The sequence below is a fragment of the Streptococcus mitis genome (assembly GCF_005144795.1).
Taxonomy (GTDB): Bacteria; Bacillota; Bacilli; order Lactobacillales; family Streptococcaceae; genus Streptococcus; species Streptococcus mitis_BB.
This window is the reverse complement of sequence record NZ_SWFJ01000010.1, coordinates 74,521-93,723: the sequence shown is the minus strand read 5'-3', so window position 1 is coordinate 93,723 and position 19,203 is coordinate 74,521. Positions and strand designations below refer to the sequence as shown.

The following is a 19,203-nucleotide window of genomic DNA, read 5'->3' as shown; positions in this document are numbered from 1 at the left end:
AGCTTAAATTGAGGTCTTTCAGTTTAATTTAGTTTTTCTAGTAGTTCATTTGAAATCCTACCGTAAAGAGTTCTCATCTTGATTATTAGAGTTATTTTGAGATAATATTTCTATTATTAGTAGGGATAATTATTTATTTTATGATTGAAAATATGAAAGGACTTGTCATGAAAAACTATTTTTCATCTATAATAACAAAAAGTCTAATGACTTTCTCTTTGATTTTTATTTATGTACTAGGAAGTCATTTGACGTTACCATTTATTGATGTAAATAGTAGGGACTTTTTAGGTGGTTCAACAGCTTATCTTGCCTTTTCGACGGCTATTACAGGCGGAAATCTCCGCAGTCTTTCCTTACTTTCTGTTGGGATTTCTCCGTGGATGTCCTCTATGATTTTGTGGCAAATGTTTTCCTTCTCAAAACATTTAGGCTTGTCTTCGATGTCGATGGAGACTCAGGATAGGTGTCGGATGTATTTAACACTGTTTATAGCTATCATTCAATCTTTGGCTATTTCCTTAAATCTTCCGGTTCAACCGGCTTACTCTTTTGAACTTGTCCTGTTCTTAAATACAATGTTATTGACTGCAGGAACTTTTTTTTCGATTTGGCTAACTGATATCAATTCTAGCAATGGTGTTGGTGGAGTTATGGTTATATTGTTAACGAGTATGGTATTAAATATTCCGCAGGATTTGATTGAAATATCTAAACAAATCAATATATCGACATCTATTTTGATGCTTTTAAGTCTTATGGGTGTTTTCTTTGCTTATCTACTAGCCCTATTTTATAGAGCTCGCTATCGCATACCAGTTCATAAGATTGGTTTAAATAGTCGTTTTAAGAGATATTCATATTTTGAAGTGATGCTTAATCCAGCTGGAGGGATGCCTTACATGTATTTGATGAGCTTTTTATCTTTGCCAACCTATATTCTTTTGTTGTTACAGACGCTTTTCCCTGCAAATTTAATATTCTCTGAAATTGCAGCAAAGTATACAGTTGGGAAACCACTTTGGATTTATATGTATATCGGATTTCTTTTTCTTTTTAGTATCTTATTTGCTTTTGTAAATATGAGCGGAGAACAAATTGCAGAACGTATGAAAAAGTCTGGAGAATATATCTATGGAATCTATCCTGGTGAAGAAACTAGTCGATTTATGAATAGAATAATTTTTCGTTTTTCTATTATAGGTGCTTTCTTTAATGTGATTATGGCAGGTGGTCCCATGCTTTTTGTTTTATATGATGAAAAGTTATTGAGGATTGCTATGATTCCGGGTTTATTTTTGATGTTTGGTGGTATGATTTTTACAATCAGAGATGAGGTGAAAGCTCTGAGATTAAATGAAACATATAAACCATTGATTTAGGAGGATATCATGTATTATTTTATTCCAGCTTGGTATGGTTCAAATCGTCAATGGCACGCTGATTTGACTCCGTGGTACTATTCTAACTTTAAACTTGAATTTGATGATACTTTCAATCAAATTAGACTTTTTCAAAGACAAGGTCTACCGTCTCGACTATTAGTATTATCCTATCAGCCACATTTACGTTATTTTTTACACAGACATGGTGTCCTAGAGACAGAAGTCTATCCTATATTTGATGATTTGCAAGACTTTCATGATTTACATACCCAAGTTCTTAATATTAGAGATATAGAGTGGGATAGTGATTGTCAATTTCTCTATAGTCCATTTGCAATAGTAGTTCAAAAAAATGGTAAAAAGTATGCCAAGGTAGAACATGGTGTAGAAGGATTTATCAGTGAAATCCAATATTTTGATCTCAATGGACAGATAAGTAAGCATTATATAATGGATGATCGAGGTTTTGTGTCTAGTGTTATTTATTTTGATAATGGACACCCTGCTTATCAAGATTATTTGGATCCTAAAGGTATTTGGAGATTTAGAGAGTATTTAAATGAAGAAGGAAGAGTAGAGGTAAATCCGATATTTGGATACCGTTTTAAACAGCTTCATTATGCCGATATGAGTCAACTAATCTCAGAGTTTTTTAACAAATATTTGCAAAATCAACAGAAAAAACAGGACATTTTTATAATCCCCTCTCATCCTCATCATGACAAATTCCTCTTCAGTTACCTACAAAGAGATGTTATCAAAATTTTGAGTCTTTTTATTAATCGGAATTCTCAAGCCAGTTTTAAAGACTTGGCTCCATCATTTGATCAGTCAGATATCGTGTTGGTGGATAGAGAGGATAGTTTACAACTATTAAAGGAATTGTATCCTGAAGCATCTACTAAATTTCATCATCTTTCTCCTTTTGATACACGTTTAAGATTGGGTCGAAGTCAAACACGAAAAGAATCGATTATTTACTTTCAATTAGATTTTTCTGAAGGGATTGATAGACAAGCTTTATTTCATATTTTGTCATTTATTTCTGAGACAAAAAATACAGAAGTCATTTTTGGAGCCTTTTCTGCTAGTCAGGAACAAATGGAAGAGGTGGAATCTCTTGTCAATGAAATCATTAAGACACAAATTGATACCGATAGCTTAGAAAAAGGTATAGACTATGGTCGCGCAGAAAATCCCCTAGAGGAGAATGGAGAGAAGGAATTACGTTTTCAGTTTGTCAATATGAATGATGATTTGGATCTGATTAAGACACTAGAGTTTGTACGACTTATTGTAGATTTAAATAAACAGCCACATCTCTATACACAGATAGCAGGTATTAGTGCTGGAATTCCTCAGATTAATCAGGTTGAAACGGTCTATGTGGAACATTTGAAAAATGGTTATTTGATTTCAGATGTGACAGAATTTTCAAAGGCTGCACATTACTATTTAGATATGCTAAAAGAATGGAATCAATCTTTAGTTTATTCTATTGATAAAATCAAAGAACATACTGGCCAACGTTTCTTAGATAAATTACATCACTGGATTGAGGAGGTTACAGATGTCAAAGGACTATAAAATCCTACAGATAGGGATTGATAATTGGGCTCATTATTATGAAATTCCTAAAAACATGGATTGGTATTATTTTTGTCCTAACTCACCATTAGCCCTTCGTAAAATGATGGAGATGGAAGAGATAACACGTTTTCATTCTATTTTGATAGAGGATGGTCAGTACTTATCTGATTTACTGCCTTTTGTTCATCATATTGAGCCTCATACTCTTTTTTATAATCAAGATTTTAAAACGACTGATTTGAGCATTCTTGATTTATTAAAAAAGCGATGTGCTCAGTCTGTAGATTTTTCAGATCCCCAGAAATTACTAAATGATTTATCAACTTCTCTTTTTGGTGGTGGGTATGGTGATAAATTATTTCCGTCTAGTATCCAAATTCATCCCTCTTTTAAAGGTTCTATTTCTTATCAAGGATTTGAACATGTGACTTTAGAGGGGAATTTTGGTGATACTTTCTCCCAACTTGCTCACTGGTCATATAATCTCATGATTAGTGAAAATTCTCCTATTGAATTGTGGTTAGAGTACGAAAAAATAGGGGATTGTGAGTTTAGATTGGTGATGCGTAAACTTTGGGCTGGATCAGTTGATGACTTTTTTGAAGAAGAAATTTATAACGAGGATGATCTTCAACAAGCTATTATCGTAGATAGCAAGGAAACAAATTTTTATATAACAGTATCCATTGAAGCTCGTGGTAAAGGGAAAATTCAATTAGGTAATCTGCACCAACGTTGGAGTCGAAAACAGTTTGGGAAATTTGTTCTTGGTGGTAAGATCTTACATGACGAAAGTCGTGATGAGATTAACTATTTCTTTCATCCAGGTGATTTTAACCCCCCTTTAGCTGTTTATTTTGCAGGTTTTCGTCCTGCCGAAGGCTTTGAAGGATATTTTATGATGAAAAATTTAGGATGTCCTTTTCTTCTTTTTTCAGATCCTCGTTTGGAAGGTGGAGCCTTTTACCTTGGTAGTGAAGAATTAGAAAATAAGATTAAGAAAACGATTCAACACTATTTAGACTATCTTGATTTGACTTCTAAAGATTTAATTTTATCAGGTTTATCTATGGGAACATTCCCCTCTCTCTATTATGGTGCAGCTTTTGAGCCGTGTGCAGTTATTGTCGGGAAGCCATTAGCCAATATTGGAACCATTGCAAAACGAGGTCGTTTAGATGCACCAGGGGTATTTAATACAAGTTATGATATTTTGAGGCATCAAACTGGTGGAGTTAGTTATCAACATATGAATGATTTGGATCAACGGTTTTGGAATGTTTTTAAAAAAGCTAACTTTACAAATACGACTTTTGGACTTTCCTATATGAAAGATGAAGACATGGATAGTAAAGCCTATGATCAGCTAGTAGAACATCTTTGTTATACAGGAGCTAAAATTTTATCAAAGGGGACGTCGGGACGACATAATGATGATACTGACACAAACGTTGCTTGGTTCTTACATTTTTATAATATGGTATTGAGAGAGGAGTTTGGGAGAGGTGACATATGATAATCAATCAGAGAGAACATATCACTTGGGGAGAGGTAAAGGGGACATCTATGTATGGTAGCAAAGTAACCTATCATCAAGATCAGCATATCAGTTTATATAATCCCCTAGTTTCAGCAGGGGAAATATTAAAAACATGGTTGTCTATTGTGAACTATCAAGCCCATAGAACTCAGCCCAGTCTTCCCTTACTTAAAAGAAAACAAGATTATCAGTTGTGCATGAATCTTGATTGTACTCCTAAAAATAGTGTCTATATAAGGATTTCTTTTTTTGATAGATACGGGGATGTTATTGAAGAGAAAATTGAAAAAACGAAAGTCTTTGATTTTACCTATCCTGAGGATGCCTATACCTATCAAGTATCTCTTCTAAGTGCTGGATTTGAGTCGCTAGATTTTTATTCTTTTTCTATTAAGGAGATGAATAGTGTTTAAAAGATTGTATCAAGATTTTCAGCTTAGGCATATCAAAAAGATTTTAAAAAAAATTAATGCACTTAAAAGTAAGATGGAATCTTTATCAGACCAAGAATTAGCGGCAAAGACAGTTGAATTCCGTCAACGACTTATTGAGGGTGAAACGCTCGATGACCTCTTGGTAGAAGCTTTTGCAGTTGTTCGTGAAGCAGACAAACGCGTATTGGGGATGTTCCCTTATGATGTACAAGTCATGGGAGGTATCGTTATCCATCAGGGAAATGTTGCGGAGATGAATACTGGCGAGGGGAAAACATTGACAGCTACTATGCCCGTTTATCTTAATGCTCTGACAGGAAAAGGAACCATGCTGATTACTACCAATGACTATCTAGCTAAGCGTGATGCCGAGGAGATGGGACAAGTATACCGATTTTTGGGTTTAACAATTGGAGTTCCTTTTACAGATGATCCTAAACAGGAATTGAAGTCAGAAGAGAAAAAAAGAATTTATGCATCCGATATTATTTATACAACTAATAGTAATTTAGGGTTCGATTATTTGGGTGACAATCTTGCTTCCAATGAAAAGGGAAAATTTTTACGTCCTTTTGATTATGTCATTATTGATGAGATTGATGATATTCTATTGGATAGTGCTCAGACCCCCCTTATCATTGCAGGAGCACCTCGGGTTCAGTCTAATCACTATGGTATTATTGATACGCTGGTAACGACTTTAGTAGAAGGAGAGGACTATATTTTTAAAGAAGAAAAGGATGAAGTCTGGCTCACTACCAAGGGAGCTAAAGCTGCAGAAAGTTTCTTGGGAATCGATCATTTTTACAAGGAAGAACATTCGGTTTTTGCTCGCCATTTAGTCTATGGGATTCGAGCACATAAACTTTTTACAAAAGACAAGGACTATATCATTCGTGGAAATGAAATGGTACTGGTGGATAAGGGGACAGGGCGTCTAATGGAGATGACAAAACTGCAGGGGGGTCTCCATCAGGCTATTGAAGCAAAGGAGCATGTCAAACTTTCTCCTGAAACACGTGCTATGGCTTCTATTACTTATCAAAGCCTTTTCAAGATGTTTAATAAAGTATCTGGAATGACGGGTACAGGTAAAGTTGCTGAAAAAGAGCTTTTGGAAACTTATAATATGTCGGTAGTACGCATCCCAACCAATCGTCCTAGACAACGGATTGACTATCCAGATAATTTATATGTAACTTTACCTGAAAAAGTGTATGCTTCTTTGGAGTGTATTAAAGAATACCATGCTAAGGGAAATCCCTTACTCGTTTTTGTAGGTTCAGTTGAAATGTCTCATCTTTATTCATCACTCTTGCTCCGTGAAGGGATTGCACATAACGTTCTCAATGCTAATAATGCTGCACGTGAGGCCCAAATCATCTCAGAATCAGGTCAGATGGGGGCTGTAACAGTAGCAACTTCAATGGCAGGACGCGGTACGGATATTAAACTCGGTGAGGGAGTTGCAGAGCTTGGTGGCTTGATAGTGATTGGAACGGAGCGGATGGAAAGTCAACGAATTGACTTACAAATCCGTGGTCGTTCTGGTCGTCAGGGAGATCCTGGGATGAGTAAGTTTTTTGTATCCTTAGAGGACGATGTTATTAAGAAATTTGGTCCTTCTTGGGTGCATAAAAAGTACAAAGATTACCAAGTTAAAGATATGATACAACCAGAGGTTCTTAAGGGCCGTAAGTATCGGAAATTAGTTGAAAGAGCTCAGCATGCCAGTGATAGTGCTGGACGTTCGGCACGTCGTCAGACTCTAGAATATGCTGAAAGTATGAATATTCAACGGGATATGATTTACAAGGAGCGTAATCGTCTAATAGATGGTTCTCGCGACTTAGAAGATGTTGTTGATGAAATCATTGCTAGTTATATAGACCAAGTGACTGTTTCAAATTATGAAAGCCGAGAGTTGCTCTTCCACTTTGTTGTAACTAATATTAGTTTTCATATTAAAGATATTCCAGACTATATAGATGTTACTAACAAAACTGCAGTTCGTAGGTTTATAAAGCAGGTGATTGATAGAGAACTTTCTGAAAAGAAAGAATTGCTAGAACAACATGGTCTGTATGAACAGTTTTTACGACTTTCTATGCTCAAGGCTATTGATGACAACTGGGTGGAGCAAGTAGACTATCTCCAACAGTTAACTATGGCTATCGGTGGTCAGTCTGCTAGTCAGAAAAATCCAATCGTAGAGTATTATCAAGAAGCCTATGCAGGCTTTGAAACGATGAAAGAGCAAATTCGTGCTGATATGGTACGGAATCTCCTGATGGGGCTGGTTGAGGTCACTCCAAAAGGTGAAATCGTGACTCATTTCCCATAAGAGGAGAAAATATGACAATTTACAATATAAATTTAGGAATTGGATGGGCTAGTAGTGGTGTTGAATACGCCCAAGCCTACCGTGCTGGTGCTTTTCGGAAATTAAATCTGTCCTCTAAGTTTATCTTTACAGATATGATTTTAGCCGATAACATTGAGCACTTAACAGCCAATATTGGTTTTGATGATGAGCAAGTTATCTGGCTTTATAATCACTTTACAGATATCAAGATTGCACCAACTAGTGTAACAGTGGCTGATGTCTTGGCTACTGTTGACGGTGTTGAAAGTCGTAGAGAAAAGAATGGCAAGGTTTTGCGTGTCTTCTTTTCTGACCAAGATAAGTTTGTCACCTGTTATTTGGTTGATGAGAACAAGGACTTGGTCCAACATGTGGAGTATGTATTTAAGGGGAACTTGATTCGGAAGGATTACTTTTCTTATACGCGTTATTGTAGCGAGTATTTTGCTCCCAAGGACAATGTTGCAGTCCTATACCAACGAACTTTTTACAATGAAGACGGGACTACAGCCTATGATATCTTGATGAATCAAGGGAAGGAAGAAGTTTACCGTTTTAAGGATAAGATTTTCTATGGAAAGCAAGCTTTCATGCGTGCTTTTATGAAATCTTTGAATTTGAACAAGTCTGATTTGGTCATTCTCGATAGGGAGACAGGTATTGGACAGGTTGTGTTTGAGGAAGCGCAAGCAGCGCATCTAGCGGTAGTTGTTCATGCTGAGCATTATAGTGAAAATGCTACAAATGAGGATTATATCCTTTGGAACAACTATTATGACTATCAGTTTACAAATGCAGATAAGGTTGATTTCTTTATCGTGTCAACTGATAGACAGAATGAAGTGTTGCAAGAGCAATTTGCCAAGTACACCCAGCATCAACCAAAGATTGTTACCATTCCTGTAGGCAGTATTGACTCTCTGACGGAGTCAAGTCAAGGACGTAAGCCATTTTCATTGATTACAGCTTCACGTCTTGCCAAAGAAAAACACATTGACTGGTTGGTCAAGGCGGTCATTGAAGCTCGTAAGGAAATTCCTGAATTAACCTTCGATATTTATGGTAGCGGTGGAGAGGATTCTCTGCTTCGAGACATTATTGCAACTCATCAGGCTGAGGATTATATCCAACTCAAGGGACATGCGGAACTTTCGCATATTTATAGTCAGTATGAAGTCTACTTGACTGCTTCAACCAGCGAGGGCTTTGGTTTGACCTTGATGGAAGCTATTGGTTCAGGTCTACCCCTAATCGGTTTTGATGTGCCTTATGGGAATCAGACCTTTATAGAAGATGGGCAAAATGGTTATTTGATTCCAAGTTCATCTGACCATGTAGAAGACCAAATCAAGCAAGCTTACGCAGCTAAGATTTGTCAATTGTATCAAGAAAATCGTCTAGAGGGTATGCGTGCCCATTCTTATCAAATTGCAGAAGGTTTCTTAACCAAAGAAATTTTAGAAAAGTGGAAAAAAACAGTAGAGGAGGTGCTCCATGATTGAACTTTATGATCGTTATAGTCAGGAAAGTCGAGATTTACATGAAAGCCTAGTCGCTACTGGTCTTTCTCAACTTGGAGTGGTCATCGATGCAGATGGTTTTCTGCCTGATGGTCTGGTATCTCCTTTTACTTATTATCTAGGTTATGAGGAGGGAAAACCTCTCTATTTCAACCAAGTTCCTGTTCCAGCTTTTTGGGAAATTTCAGGAAATAATCAGTCTGCTCGTATTGAGGATATGACGCAGGAGAGAGCTGTTATTCATTATGCTGATGGAATGCAGGCGCGTTTGGTTAAGCAAGTAGATTGGAAAAATCAGGAAGGTCGAGTCCGTCAGGTTGACCATTACAATCGCTTTGGTGCTTGCTTTGCCACAACAACCTATAGCGCAGATAGTGAACCAATTATGACAGTTTACCAAGATGTCAATGGTCAACAAGTTTTACTTGAAAACCATGTGACGGGTGATATCTTATTGACCTTACCTGGTCAGTCCATGCGTTACTTTGCAAATAAGGTTGAATTTATTACCTTCTTTTTGCAAGATTTGGAAATAGATACAAGTCAGCTTGTCTTTAATACTCTAGCGACTGCTTTCTTGGTTTCCTTCCATCATCCAAATAAGTCTGGCTCAGATGTCTTAGTTTGGCAGGAACCTCTCTATGATGCTATCCCAGGTAATATGCAGTTGATTTTGGAAAGTGATGATGTGCGTACCAAGAAAATCATCATTCCAAACAAGGAGACTTATGAACGCGCTTTAGAGTTGACTGACGAGAAATACCATACTCAGTTTGTGCATTTGGGTTACCATTATCAGTTCAAACGTGATAATTTCCTAAGACGAGATGCCTTAATCTTGACCAACTCAGATCAGATTGAACAAGTGGAAGCAATCGTAGAAGCCTTGCCTGATGTCACTTTCCGTATCGCAGCGGTGACAGAGATGTCTTCTAAGCTCTTAGACATGCTTCGCTATCCTAATGTGGTCCTTTACCAGAATGCTAGTCCACAGAAGATTCAGGAGCTCTATCAACTGTCGGATATTTACTTGGATATAAACCACAGCAATGAGTTGTTGCAGGCCGTGCGTCAGGCCTTTGAGCACAATCTCTTGATTCTTGGATTTAACCAAACGGTCCACAATAGTTCTTATATCGCTCCTGATCATCTATTTGAAAGTAGTGAGGTTGCTCCTTTGGTTGAGACCATTAAACTGGCCCTTTCAGATGTTGAACAAATGAGTCTGGCACTTGGGAAGCAAGGCCAACATGCAAACTATGTTGACTTGGTGCGATATCAGGAAACTATGCAAACTGTTTTAGGAGGCTAACATGTCAGACGAAGATTTATTTTACAAAGACGTTGAAGGTCGTATGGAAGAGTTGAAACAAAAACCGATTAAGAAGGAAAAAGAAACCCGAGGGGAAAAGATTAGTAAGACTTTTTCACTCATCTTGGGTTTAATGATTCTGATTGGTTTACTCTTTACTTTGTTGGGAATTTTGAGGTAGGCCTATGACTGACATACTGATTGTTTTAGCTATTGTCCTCTCTCTTGCTTTGATTGTATTGGTGACCATACAACCTCGTCAAAATCAACTATTTTCCATGGATGCGACCAGTAATATTGGTAAACCAAGCTACTGGCAGAGCAATACCTTGGTCAAGGTTCTTACTTTATTGGTGAGTTTGGCCTTATTCGTTTTACTATTAACCTTTATGGTAATAACTTACAAATAAAAGAAAACTTCAGATATTCACCTTTTGTGATTGTTCTGAAGTTTTCTTTTTTTACTGTCCATATTTTTGGTAAAAGTCAACTTTTACTTGGATGAAGGTTTTGGCTTCACGTAGGAGTTGGAGGAGCGTGGCGCGGGTTTCAAATTCTTCTCTTGTCTTGGGTAGACTGCGGTTGCGAAAAACTTCTAGATAGCGTTCAATTTCATCTAGTAAATCAGAAGCAGGATTGGTCTGGCTCAGTTGACCTGCAATTTTTGAAAAGAGTTGCGCTAAAATCAAACTCTCACTGGCAGCTAGGTGACAAGTATTGATCTGCTGGGCCATATTTCGCAGGATGCGACTTTGTCGCTGTCTCATCTCAAAGTAGTGAATATGGTAGTCAGTCTGGTGAAAGAGGTGGTCTGAGTGATCCAAATAGACCAGTCTGAGGGCTTCTTCCAAAAGGGTGTCTAATTCTTCAACCAGTTGTGCTCGGTTGCGTCCATCCCCTCTGGATAAAAAATATTTGAAGCGCTGGAGAATATCTTTTAACTTTTCTTCAACCATTGTGTAGTAGAGCTGAATTTCCTTTTCTCGTGAAGGCATATAGAGATTGACCAGTAGGGCAAATCCTGTACCGATAGCAAAGAGAAGGAATTCGTTGACTAGGAGGTCTGGAGAGGTTGACTCTTGCACCAGAAGATGGCTAACCAAAACGCTACTTGGTGTGATGCCAATTTCCCAGCCCATCTTGTAGGCTAGAGGCACATAGAGGGCCAGATAGAGACCAAGGCTCCAGATATGAAATCCGCTCAAGTGAAAAGCCAGAACTCCGATAAGCAAAGCTAGAAGCATGGAAAAGAGGCGATTGCGGGCCAGTTTTAAGGTACTTCTACGGGTATCAGATAGGCTCAAGAGGGCGATGATTCCAGCTGAAACTGCTGAGGAGAGATTGAGAAAATAAGCAAGAAGGCAGGCAAGACAGGTAGCTAAGATGAGCTTGGTCGTACGTTGGCTAATAGACATAAGGATTTCCTAGTAAGTTAGAATAAAAGTGTAAAAGACAAGACTTGAGCAGACTTGTCTTTATGAGTTATTTTTTACGGGCTGCTGCGTATTCGGCAACGGCAGTAAAGAGGACATCTGTAGAAGAATTAATAGCTGTTTCGCATGAGTCTTGGATGACACCAATCACAAATCCAACACCAACAACTTGCATGGCAATATCATTAGAAATGCCGAAAAGACTACAAGCGACTGGGATAAGGAGGAGGGAACCGCCAGCGATACCAGAGGCTCCACAGGCTGAGATAGCTGCTACTACACTGAGGACAAAGGCTGTCGCAAAGTCAACAGGGATTCCAAGAGTATTTACTGCAGCAAGGGTCAAAACGTTAATAGTAATCGCTGCCCCTGCCATGTTGATAGTAGAACCCAGTGGGATAGAAACAGAATAGGTATCTGGATTCAGTCCAAGGTCATGACAGAGTTTCATGTTTACAGGGATGTTAGCAGCGGAACTACGAGTGAAGAAGGCTGTCACACCGCTGACACGCAAACATTTCCAAACGAGGGGATAAGGATTTCTCTTCATAAAGAGGAAGGCAATTAGCGGATTGACTACCAGAGCCACAAAGAACATGGTTGTTACTAAGAGGGCAAGCAAGATTCCATAGTTGGCTAGACTGCCGATTCCCTTATCAGAGATGGTTTTGAAGACAAGACCAAGGATACCAAATGGAGCTAGGTTGATGATCCATTCGACAATTTTAGAAGTCACATCAGCCATAGTTTTCAGCAATTCTTTACTATTTTTGCTGGCTTCTCTCATAGCAATACCGAAAACAACTGCCCAAGATAGGATTCCAATGTAGTTGGCTGTGACGAGGGCATTGACAGGGTTGTCTACGAGTTTAAGTAAGAGATTACTGAGGACCTGACCAATCCCATCAGGAGGTGTAACCTCTGTATTAGCACTATTTAAGGTAATTTCAACTGGAACGATGAAACTAGCAAAGACAGCCACAAGTGCCGCTGCAAAGGTTCCCACTAAATAAAGGAAGATAACGGTTTTCATATTGCTATCCTGTCCCTTTTGGTGTTGGGAAAGGGCGTTAGCAACGAGGGCAAAGACCAAAATAGGTGCGATGGCTTTGAGGCCACCAACAAAGAGATCTCCGAGTAGCCCAATTCCAGAAACAGCAGGAAGTGTCAGTCCGAGGATTCCTCCCAAAAACATACCAATCAAAATACGTTTGATTAGGCTTGCCTTATTCCAATCATGAATGAGTTTTTTCATAATAACCTCCTTGTTTGCTCTTTGATTTTCATTGAGTATTAGTTGTGTAATGTTTATGATTATAGTATAAATATGAGCTAAAATCAAGAATTTTCTGTCTATTTTTGAAATTATTTTTGAATATTTATGGAGAATGACACTTTATGAAAGTGTGGTATAATAAATGAAAGGAGTTTTCTATGCAAGAATTTATTCAAACCTACCTCAATAAGCTTGATGTTACAGCGATTATCGAGAGTATCTTAACCAAATTACTTTCTCTGTTATTCCTGTTTTTACTATTTTATATAGCTAAGAAATTGCTCTATACCATGGTGCAGAGAGTTGTCAAACCCTCTTTAAAAATGTCTCGTCATGATGTTGGGCGTCAGAAAACCATCTCACGTTTATTAGAGAATGTGTTTAATTATACCCTCTATTTCTTTTTACTTTACTGCATTTTGTCGATTTTAGGTTTGCCAGTTTCTAGTTTGCTGGCAGGGGCTGGGATTGCTGGGGTGGCTATTGGGATGGGAGCCCAAGGTTTTCTGTCTGATGTCATCAATGGCTTTTTCATCCTTTTTGAACGTCAACTGGATGTGGGAGATGAAGTTGTTTTGACAAATGGTCCTATTACTGTATCGGGCAAGGTGGTTAGTGTTGGCATTCGAACAACGCAACTCAGAGGAGAAGACCAGGTTCTGCACTTCGTTCCCAATCGCAATATCACCGTTGTCAGCAATTTCTCTCGGACAGACCAGGCCTGAAATTTTAGCAAATTTATGGTACAATAGAAAGAGTTTGGTAAAGGAGAGAAGATGTTTTTAGAAAAACAGTTGGGCAATGGCTGTACCTGGATTGATCTAGATTTGGACAAGTTGAAAAAACTAGAGGATCTTTCTGAAATCTACGGTTTGGACAAGGAAACCATTGAATACGCACTGGATAGGAATGAGCGTGCCCACATGGATTATCACCGCGAAAATGGGACGGTGACCTTTATCTACAATGTCTTGAACTTGAAAAAGGATAAGGAATACTACGAAGCCTTTCCCATGACCTTTATCGTGGAACATCGTCGCCTGATTACCATTAGTAATACCAAGAATGCCTATGTCATTGAACAAATGACCCGTTATCTGGACAGTCATGACACGCTTTCGATTTACAAGTTTCTCTTTGCCAGTCTGGAAATCATCAGCAATGCCTACTATCCTGTCATCGAGCAAATGGACAAGAGTAAGGATGAGGTCAATGGCCTCTTGCGTCAGCGGACGACCAAGAAAAATCTCTTTGCCTTGTCTGACTTGGAGACCGGTATGGTTTATCTTACTGCGGCTGCTAAGCAAAATCGCATGTTGCTAGAGCATATTCAAGGGCATGCGCTTTATCGCAGTTTTAACGAAATTGAGAGAGAGCAGTTTGATGATGCTATGATTGAAGCTCATCAGCTGGTGTCCATGACAGATTTGATTTCTCAAGTTCTCCAACAACTATCAGCATCTTACAACAACATCCTAAACAATAATCTGAATGATAATTTGACAACCTTGACTATCATTTCAGTCTTGCTGGCTGTTTTGGCAGTCGTGACAGGCTTTTTCGGAATGAATGTTCCGCTACCTTTAACAGATGAGCCCCATGCTTGGCTCTATATCAGCTTGGTAAGTGCAGGTTTGTGGATTGTCCTATCATTGTTGCTAAGGAAAATTGCGAAAAAAAGTTAAGAAAAGGAGCCAGAATGGCGATTGAAAATTACATGCCAGATTTTGCTGTGGAAGCAGTTTATGATCTGACAGTCCCAAGCCTGCAGGCGCAAGGAATCAAGGCTGTTTTGGTTGATTTGGACAATACCCTCATTGCTTGGAACAACCCTGACGGGACGCCAGAAATGAAGCAATGGCTACATGACCTTCGGAACGCGGGTATTCGCATCATCGTGGTCTCAAATAACACCAAAAAACGAGTTCAAAGAGCAGTTGAGAAGTTTGGGATTGATTACATTTATTGGGCTCTGAAGCCCTTCACATTTGGGATTGACCGTGCCATGAAGGAATTCCACTATGAGAAAAAGGAAGTGGTCATGGTCGGAGACCAGCTCATGACCGATATACGAGCAGCTCACCGTGCAGGCATTCGCTCAATCTTGGTCAAGCCCTTGGTCCAACACGACTCGATTAAGACGCAGATTAACCGAGCTCGTGAGCGCCGTGTTATGCGAAAAATCACTGAAAAGTACGGACCGATTACATATAAAAAAGGAATTTAATTATGGAAGAAATTCTCTGTATTGGTTGTGGAGCAACCATTCAGACGATAGACAAGGCTGGTCTTGGATTTACTCCCCAGTCGGCACTCGAAAAAGGTTTGGAGACTGGCGAAGTCTATTGTCAACGTTGTTTCCGTCTCCGCCACTACAATGAAATCACGGATGTCCAGTTGACGGACGATGATTTCCTCAAGCTCTTGCACGAGGTGGGAGACAGTGATGCCTTAGTGGTCAATGTCATTGATATCTTTGATTTTAATGGCTCTGTCATCCCAGGCTTGCCACGTTTCGTCTCGGGCAATGATGTCCTCTTGGTTGGAAATAAAAAAGATATCTTGCCCAAGTCTGTTAAACCAGGCAAGATTAGCCAGTGGCTCATGGAGCGTGCCCATGAAGAAGGGCTTCGTCCAGTCGATGTCGTCCTAACTTCGGCACAAAACAAGCATGCCATTAAGGAAGTCATTGACAAGATTGAACACTACCGTAAGGGCCGTGATGTCTATGTGGTTGGGGTAACCAACGTTGGGAAATCAACCCTCATCAATGCTATTATCCAAGAAATCACGGGTGATCAGAATGTTATCACGACTTCGCGTTTCCCAGGGACAACCTTGGATAAGATTGAGATTCCGCTTGATGATGGTTCATATATCTACGATACACCGGGAATTATCCACCGTCACCAGATGGCTCATTACCTGACAGCTAAAAATCTCAAGTATGTCAGCCCTAAAAAGGAAATTAAGCCAAAAACCTATCAGCTTAATCCCGAGCAAACCCTGTTTTTAGGTGGTTTGGGACGCTTTGACTTCATTGCAGGTGAGAAGCAAGGATTCACAGCCTTCTTTGACAATGAACTCAAATTGCATCGTACCAAGCTTGAAGGAGCTAGTGCTTTCTACGATAAGCACCTAGGAACCCTTCTGACACCACCGAATAGCAAGGAAAAAGAAGATTTTCCAAAATTAGTCCAACATGTATTTACCATCAAGGACAAGACAGACCTAGTCATCTCAGGCCTAGGCTGGATCCGCGTAACAGGCACCGCCAAAGTCGCCGTCTGGGCACCAGAAGGCGTCGCCGTCGTCACACGAAAAGCAATTATTTAAACACAGAAAGGAAAGGGTTGTCTAGATTTGGGTGAGCCCTTGCGAGCCTATAGAGAATACTTTTCGCCGTGGTGTTAGTTGGTACAAGGACTTGTACCAACTGCGGAAAATTTGAGACCTTAGGCTCAAATTTTAGTCATGAAAGTCCGAAGGACTTTGCTGACGTCCGTCACCACTTCAGAAAAGTATAAAAAGAAACTCTTTTAAAGAAATTATGTCATTAACATCAAAACAACGTGCCTTCCTCAACAGTCAGGCACACACCCTCAAACCTATCATCCAAATTGGGAAAAATGGCCTTAACGATCAAATCAAAACTAGCGTCCGTCAAGCTCTTGACGCACGTGAATTGATCAAGGTGACTCTTTTGCAAAACACAGATGAAAACATCCACGAAGTAGCTGAAATTTTGGAAGAAGAAATCGGTGTGGATACAGTCCAAAAAATCGGACGCATCTTGATTTTGTTTAAACAATCTAGCAAGAAAGAAAATCGCAAGATTTCTAAAAAAGTCAAAGAAATCTAAAAACGACACTCCAAATAACTGTTTTTACAGAGAAATAAAGGAGACTAGCCTATGGCAATCGAACTATTGACTCCCTTTACCAAGGTAGAGTTGGAGCCAGAAATCAAGGAGAAAAAACGCAAACAAGTCGGAATTTTAGGAGGGAATTTTAACCCTGTTCACAATGCCCATCTGATTGTTGCGGACCAAGTACGCCAGCAGTTGGGACTGGACCAGGTTTTGCTTATGCCCGAATACCAGCCGCCTCATGTAGATAAAAAGGAAACCATTCCCGAGCACCATCGGCTCAAGATGCTTGAGTTGGCGATTGAGGGGATTGAAGGTCTGGACATTGAAACTATTGAGTTGGAGCGCAAGGGCATTTCCTATACCTACGACACCATGAAAATCTTGACAGAGCAACATCCAGATACAGACTATTACTTTATCATCGGTGCTGACATGGTGGACTATCTGCCTAAGTGGTACCGTATTGATGAGCTGGTTGACATGGTTCAGTTTGTAGGGGTTCAGCGTCCACGCTACAAGGCAGGGACTTCCTATCCAGTTATCTGGGTGGATGTGCCTCTCATGGATATTTCGTCCAGCATGGTGCGGGACTTCCTTGCCCAAGGTCGGAAACCCAACTTTCTCCTGCCTCAGCCTGTGCTAGACTACATCGAGAAGGAGGGGCTCTACTGATGGCCTATCAAGACTATATCAACTGCTCTCGTGAGGTTTTGTTGGAAAGAATGGCAGAGCTTCTACCTGAAAAACGTTTAACCCATTGTTTAGGTGTGGAGCGTGCAGCCATAGAATTGGCCCAGCGATTTAGAGTTGATTCCGAGAAAGCAGGATTAGCAGGCCTTCTTCATGACTATGCTAAAAAGTTATCAGATCAGGAATTTCTAGACTTGATTGACCGTTATCAGCTAGACCCTGACCTCAAAAACTGGGGCAATAATGTCTGGCATGGTATGGTTGGCATCTACAAGATTAAGGAAGATTTGAACTTGCAAGATCCTGAAATTCTGCGAGCCATTGAAATCCATACAGTCGGGGCTGACCAGATGACTGACCTAGATAAGGTTGTCTATGTCGCAGACTATATCGAGCACAATCGTGCCTTCCCAGGGGTGGATGTGGCGCGTGAGATTGCTGAGCTATCGCTCAATAAGGCAGTGGCCTATGAAACAGCTCGTACCGTGGAGCATCTAGCTCATCAGGGATTCCCCATCTATCCCCAAACCCTTGAAACCTATAACGCCTTTGTGCACTATTTAAAAGAGGACTAAATGAACGAAAAAGAATTACTAGACCTAGTCGTGAAAGCGGCTGATGAGAAACGTGCGGAGGATATCCTCGCACTTGACGTACAAGATTTGACTAGCGTGACGGATTACTTTGTTATTACTAGTTCAATGAATAGCCGTCAGTTGGACGCTATCGCTGATAATATCCGTGAAAAAGTAGCTCAAGCAGGCTTTAAAGGCAGCCATATCGAAGGCGATGCAGCTGGAGGCTGGGTCTTGCTGGATCTCGGTGCTGTCGTTGTGCATGTCTTCTCAGAAGAAATGCGTGCCCACTATAACCTAGAAAAACTATGGCATGAGGCAGAGTCAGTAGATATTTCAGAAGCTCTTGCTTAGAAGACGAACTCAGTTGTAGCAAACTGGGTTTCTTTGCTTATTTTAGAAAAATTGGTAGAAAGGTAAAGGGCGAGTGGTGTTTGCCATGGTGGCTCTTGGGATCATGATTATGGCAACTTATGAAACCTTTGCGGCTGTTTACGATGCTGTGATGGACGATAGTTTATATGATAAATGGACGGATTTTTCTCTTCGTCATTTGCCTAAGACTAAGGAGAGAAAGAAACTCTTGGAATTGGCTTGTGGGACAGGGATTCAATCTGTGCGATTTTCTCAGGCTGGTTTTGATGTGACTGGACTTGACTTGAGCGCAGATATGCTGAAGATTGCTGAAAAGAGAGCGGCTTCAGCCAAGCAAAAGATTGATTTTATTGAAGGTAATATGCTGGATTTATCCAAGGCAGGTCAATATGACTTTGTTACGTGTTACTCGGATTCAATCTGCTACATGCAGGATGAAGTGGAAGTAGGGGACGTCTTTAAGGAAGTGTATAATGCTCTTAATGAGGACGGAGTTTTCATCTTTGACGTGCACTCGACTTACCAGACGGATGAGGTTTTTCCAGGCTATTCCTACCATGAAAATGCGGAAGATTTCGCTATGCTCTGGGACACCTATGAGGACGAAGCTCCTCACTCTATCGTCCATGAGTTGACTTTCTTTATCAAGGAAGCGGATGGTTCCTTTAGTCGCCACGATGAAGTGCATGAGGAGCGGACCTATGAGGTCTTGACCTATGATATCTTGCTGGAACAGGCTGGATTCAAGTCTTTCAAACTTTATGCGGACTTTGAGGACAAGGAGCCAACAGAAACCAGCACCCGTTGGTTTTTTGTGGCGCAGAAGTAGGAGATTAC

The 19,203-nt window shown here is 39.9% G+C and carries 20 protein-coding genes; 18 read left to right on the top strand and 2 right to left on the bottom strand.

Annotated features, from left to right (window positions below; translation table 11 throughout):
• Positions 1-167 precede the first annotated feature (167 nt).
• The 9 genes from secY2 to asp5 are packed head-to-tail and all read left to right on the top strand — an operon-like array spanning position 168 to position 10,556.
• Positions 168-1,382, top strand: a complete 1,215-nt coding sequence (gene secY2 / locus FBF73_RS08085) for an accessory Sec system protein translocase subunit SecY2 (RefSeq protein WP_136937489.1) — start codon at positions 168-170, stop codon at positions 1,380-1,382.
• Between the two features lie 9 nt (positions 1,383-1,391).
• Entirely contained in the window at positions 1,392-2,972 is a 1,581-nt protein-coding gene (gene asp1, locus FBF73_RS08080) for an accessory Sec system protein Asp1 (RefSeq protein WP_136937483.1), read from the top strand.
• Positions 2,956-4,491 (top strand): accessory Sec system protein Asp2, encoded by a 1,536-nt coding sequence (asp2, locus tag FBF73_RS08075; protein ID WP_136937482.1) that lies wholly within the window; start codon positions 2,956-2,958, stop codon positions 4,489-4,491. Before asp1 ends, asp2 begins: the two co-directional genes overlap by 17 nt.
• Positions 4,488-4,928, top strand: a complete 441-nt coding sequence (gene asp3 / locus FBF73_RS08070; protein ID WP_136937481.1) for an accessory Sec system protein Asp3 — start codon at positions 4,488-4,490, stop codon at positions 4,926-4,928. The genes asp2 and asp3 overlap by 4 nt, the downstream gene beginning before the upstream one ends.
• Positions 4,921-7,293, top strand: a complete 2,373-nt coding sequence (gene secA2 / locus FBF73_RS08065; RefSeq protein ID WP_136937480.1) for an accessory Sec system translocase SecA2 — start codon at positions 4,921-4,923, stop codon at positions 7,291-7,293. The genes asp3 and secA2 overlap by 8 nt, the downstream gene beginning before the upstream one ends.
• Positions 7,294-7,304: 11 nt before the next feature.
• Positions 7,305-8,816, top strand: coding sequence for an accessory Sec system glycosyltransferase GtfA (gtfA, locus tag FBF73_RS08060; protein WP_136937479.1), 1,512 nt, complete (start codon positions 7,305-7,307; stop codon positions 8,814-8,816).
• The gene (gene gtfB, locus FBF73_RS08055) at positions 8,809-10,146 is read left to right on the top strand and encodes an accessory Sec system glycosylation chaperone GtfB (RefSeq protein ID WP_136937478.1); all 1,338 of its coding nucleotides are present in this window, start codon (positions 8,809-8,811) and stop codon (positions 10,144-10,146) included. Before gtfA ends, gtfB begins: the two co-directional genes overlap by 8 nt.
• 1 nt (position 10,147) lies before the next feature.
• A complete protein-coding gene (asp4, locus tag FBF73_RS08050) occupies positions 10,148-10,327 on the top strand; it encodes an accessory Sec system protein Asp4 (RefSeq protein ID WP_001278707.1) in 180 nt (59 codons plus the stop codon).
• Positions 10,328-10,331: 4 nt separating this feature from the next.
• On the top strand, positions 10,332-10,556 hold the full coding sequence (gene asp5, locus FBF73_RS08045) for an accessory Sec system protein Asp5 (protein WP_033689239.1): 225 nt from the start codon (positions 10,332-10,334) through the stop codon (positions 10,554-10,556).
• 51 nt (positions 10,557-10,607) lie between these two features.
• Here the strand turns inward: asp5 and FBF73_RS08040 are convergent, their stop codons facing one another.
• Positions 10,608-11,561 (bottom strand): aromatic acid exporter family protein, encoded by a 954-nt coding sequence (locus FBF73_RS08040; RefSeq protein WP_136937477.1) that lies wholly within the window; start codon positions 11,559-11,561, stop codon positions 10,608-10,610.
• A 67-nt stretch (positions 11,562-11,628) separates the two neighbouring features.
• Positions 11,629-12,834, bottom strand: a complete 1,206-nt coding sequence (gene sstT / locus FBF73_RS08035) for a serine/threonine transporter SstT (protein WP_136937476.1) — start codon at positions 12,832-12,834, stop codon at positions 11,629-11,631.
• 179 nt (positions 12,835-13,013) lie between these two features.
• On the opposite strand from sstT, the gene FBF73_RS08030 reads away from it, so the two are divergent.
• The 9 genes from FBF73_RS08030 to FBF73_RS07990 all read left to right on the top strand — a co-directional run bounded on the left by FBF73_RS08030 (position 13,014) and on the right by FBF73_RS07990 (position 19,195).
• Entirely contained in the window at positions 13,014-13,580 is a 567-nt protein-coding gene (locus FBF73_RS08030; RefSeq protein ID WP_136937475.1) for a mechanosensitive ion channel family protein, read from the top strand.
• Positions 13,581-13,631: 51 nt separating this feature from the next.
• Positions 13,632-14,540, top strand: a complete 909-nt coding sequence (locus tag FBF73_RS08025; RefSeq protein WP_136937474.1) for a magnesium transporter CorA family protein — start codon at positions 13,632-13,634, stop codon at positions 14,538-14,540.
• Positions 14,541-14,554: 14 nt separating this feature from the next.
• Positions 14,555-15,082 carry a YqeG family HAD IIIA-type phosphatase gene (locus FBF73_RS08020; RefSeq protein WP_136937473.1) on the top strand — a complete coding sequence of 176 codons (528 nt, stop codon included), beginning with the start codon at positions 14,555-14,557 and terminating at the stop codon, positions 15,080-15,082.
• A gap of 2 nt (positions 15,083-15,084) precedes the next feature.
• The gene (gene yqeH / locus FBF73_RS08015; protein WP_136937472.1) at positions 15,085-16,191 is read left to right on the top strand and encodes a ribosome biogenesis GTPase YqeH; all 1,107 of its coding nucleotides are present in this window, start codon (positions 15,085-15,087) and stop codon (positions 16,189-16,191) included.
• 214 nt (positions 16,192-16,405) lie between these two features.
• Positions 16,406-16,717: a ribosome assembly RNA-binding protein YhbY gene (gene yhbY / locus FBF73_RS08010; RefSeq protein ID WP_000060169.1), complete on the top strand. Its 312-nt coding sequence runs from the start codon at positions 16,406-16,408 to the stop codon at positions 16,715-16,717.
• Between the two features lie 51 nt (positions 16,718-16,768).
• Positions 16,769-17,398 carry a nicotinate-nucleotide adenylyltransferase gene (locus tag FBF73_RS08005; RefSeq protein WP_125421569.1) on the top strand — a complete coding sequence of 210 codons (630 nt, stop codon included), beginning with the start codon at positions 16,769-16,771 and terminating at the stop codon, positions 17,396-17,398.
• On the top strand, positions 17,398-17,991 hold the full coding sequence (gene yqeK, locus FBF73_RS08000; protein ID WP_136937471.1) for a bis(5'-nucleosyl)-tetraphosphatase (symmetrical) YqeK: 594 nt from the start codon (positions 17,398-17,400) through the stop codon (positions 17,989-17,991). Before FBF73_RS08005 ends, yqeK begins: the two co-directional genes overlap by 1 nt.
• On the top strand, positions 17,992-18,345 hold the full coding sequence (gene rsfS / locus FBF73_RS07995) for a ribosome silencing factor (protein WP_136937470.1): 354 nt from the start codon (positions 17,992-17,994) through the stop codon (positions 18,343-18,345).
• 109 nt (positions 18,346-18,454) lie between these two features.
• Positions 18,455-19,195 carry a class I SAM-dependent DNA methyltransferase gene (locus FBF73_RS07990; protein ID WP_061428021.1) on the top strand — a complete coding sequence of 247 codons (741 nt, stop codon included), beginning with the start codon at positions 18,455-18,457 and terminating at the stop codon, positions 19,193-19,195.
• Positions 19,196-19,203: the final 8 nt, after the last annotated feature.

Coding starts and splice junctions, on each gene's coding strand:
- yqeK (WP_136937471.1), top strand. CDS start 17,398: ATGGCCTATCAAGACTATATCAACTGCTCTCGTGAGGTTTTGTTGGAA.
- gtfB (WP_136937478.1), top strand. CDS start 8,809: ATGATTGAACTTTATGATCGTTATAGTCAGGAAAGTCGAGATTTACAT.
- yqeH (WP_136937472.1), top strand. CDS start 15,085: ATGGAAGAAATTCTCTGTATTGGTTGTGGAGCAACCATTCAGACGATA.
- asp2 (WP_136937482.1), top strand. CDS start 2,956: ATGTCAAAGGACTATAAAATCCTACAGATAGGGATTGATAATTGGGCT.
- sstT (WP_136937476.1), bottom strand. CDS start 12,834: ATGAAAAAACTCATTCATGATTGGAATAAGGCAAGCCTAATCAAACGT.
- rsfS (WP_136937470.1), top strand. CDS start 17,992: ATGAACGAAAAAGAATTACTAGACCTAGTCGTGAAAGCGGCTGATGAG.
- FBF73_RS08025 (WP_136937474.1), top strand. CDS start 13,632: ATGTTTTTAGAAAAACAGTTGGGCAATGGCTGTACCTGGATTGATCTA.
- asp4 (WP_001278707.1), top strand. CDS start 10,148: ATGTCAGACGAAGATTTATTTTACAAAGACGTTGAAGGTCGTATGGAA.
- FBF73_RS08020 (WP_136937473.1), top strand. CDS start 14,555: ATGGCGATTGAAAATTACATGCCAGATTTTGCTGTGGAAGCAGTTTAT.
- FBF73_RS07990 (WP_061428021.1), top strand. CDS start 18,455: ATGGCAACTTATGAAACCTTTGCGGCTGTTTACGATGCTGTGATGGAC.
- yhbY (WP_000060169.1), top strand. CDS start 16,406: ATGTCATTAACATCAAAACAACGTGCCTTCCTCAACAGTCAGGCACAC.
- asp5 (WP_033689239.1), top strand. CDS start 10,332: ATGACTGACATACTGATTGTTTTAGCTATTGTCCTCTCTCTTGCTTTG.
- secY2 (WP_136937489.1), top strand. CDS start 168: ATGAAAAACTATTTTTCATCTATAATAACAAAAAGTCTAATGACTTTC.
- gtfA (WP_136937479.1), top strand. CDS start 7,305: ATGACAATTTACAATATAAATTTAGGAATTGGATGGGCTAGTAGTGGT.
- FBF73_RS08030 (WP_136937475.1), top strand. CDS start 13,014: ATGCAAGAATTTATTCAAACCTACCTCAATAAGCTTGATGTTACAGCG.
- asp3 (WP_136937481.1), top strand. CDS start 4,488: ATGATAATCAATCAGAGAGAACATATCACTTGGGGAGAGGTAAAGGGG.
- asp1 (WP_136937483.1), top strand. CDS start 1,392: ATGTATTATTTTATTCCAGCTTGGTATGGTTCAAATCGTCAATGGCAC.
- FBF73_RS08005 (WP_125421569.1), top strand. CDS start 16,769: ATGGCAATCGAACTATTGACTCCCTTTACCAAGGTAGAGTTGGAGCCA.
- FBF73_RS08040 (WP_136937477.1), bottom strand. CDS start 11,561: ATGTCTATTAGCCAACGTACGACCAAGCTCATCTTAGCTACCTGTCTT.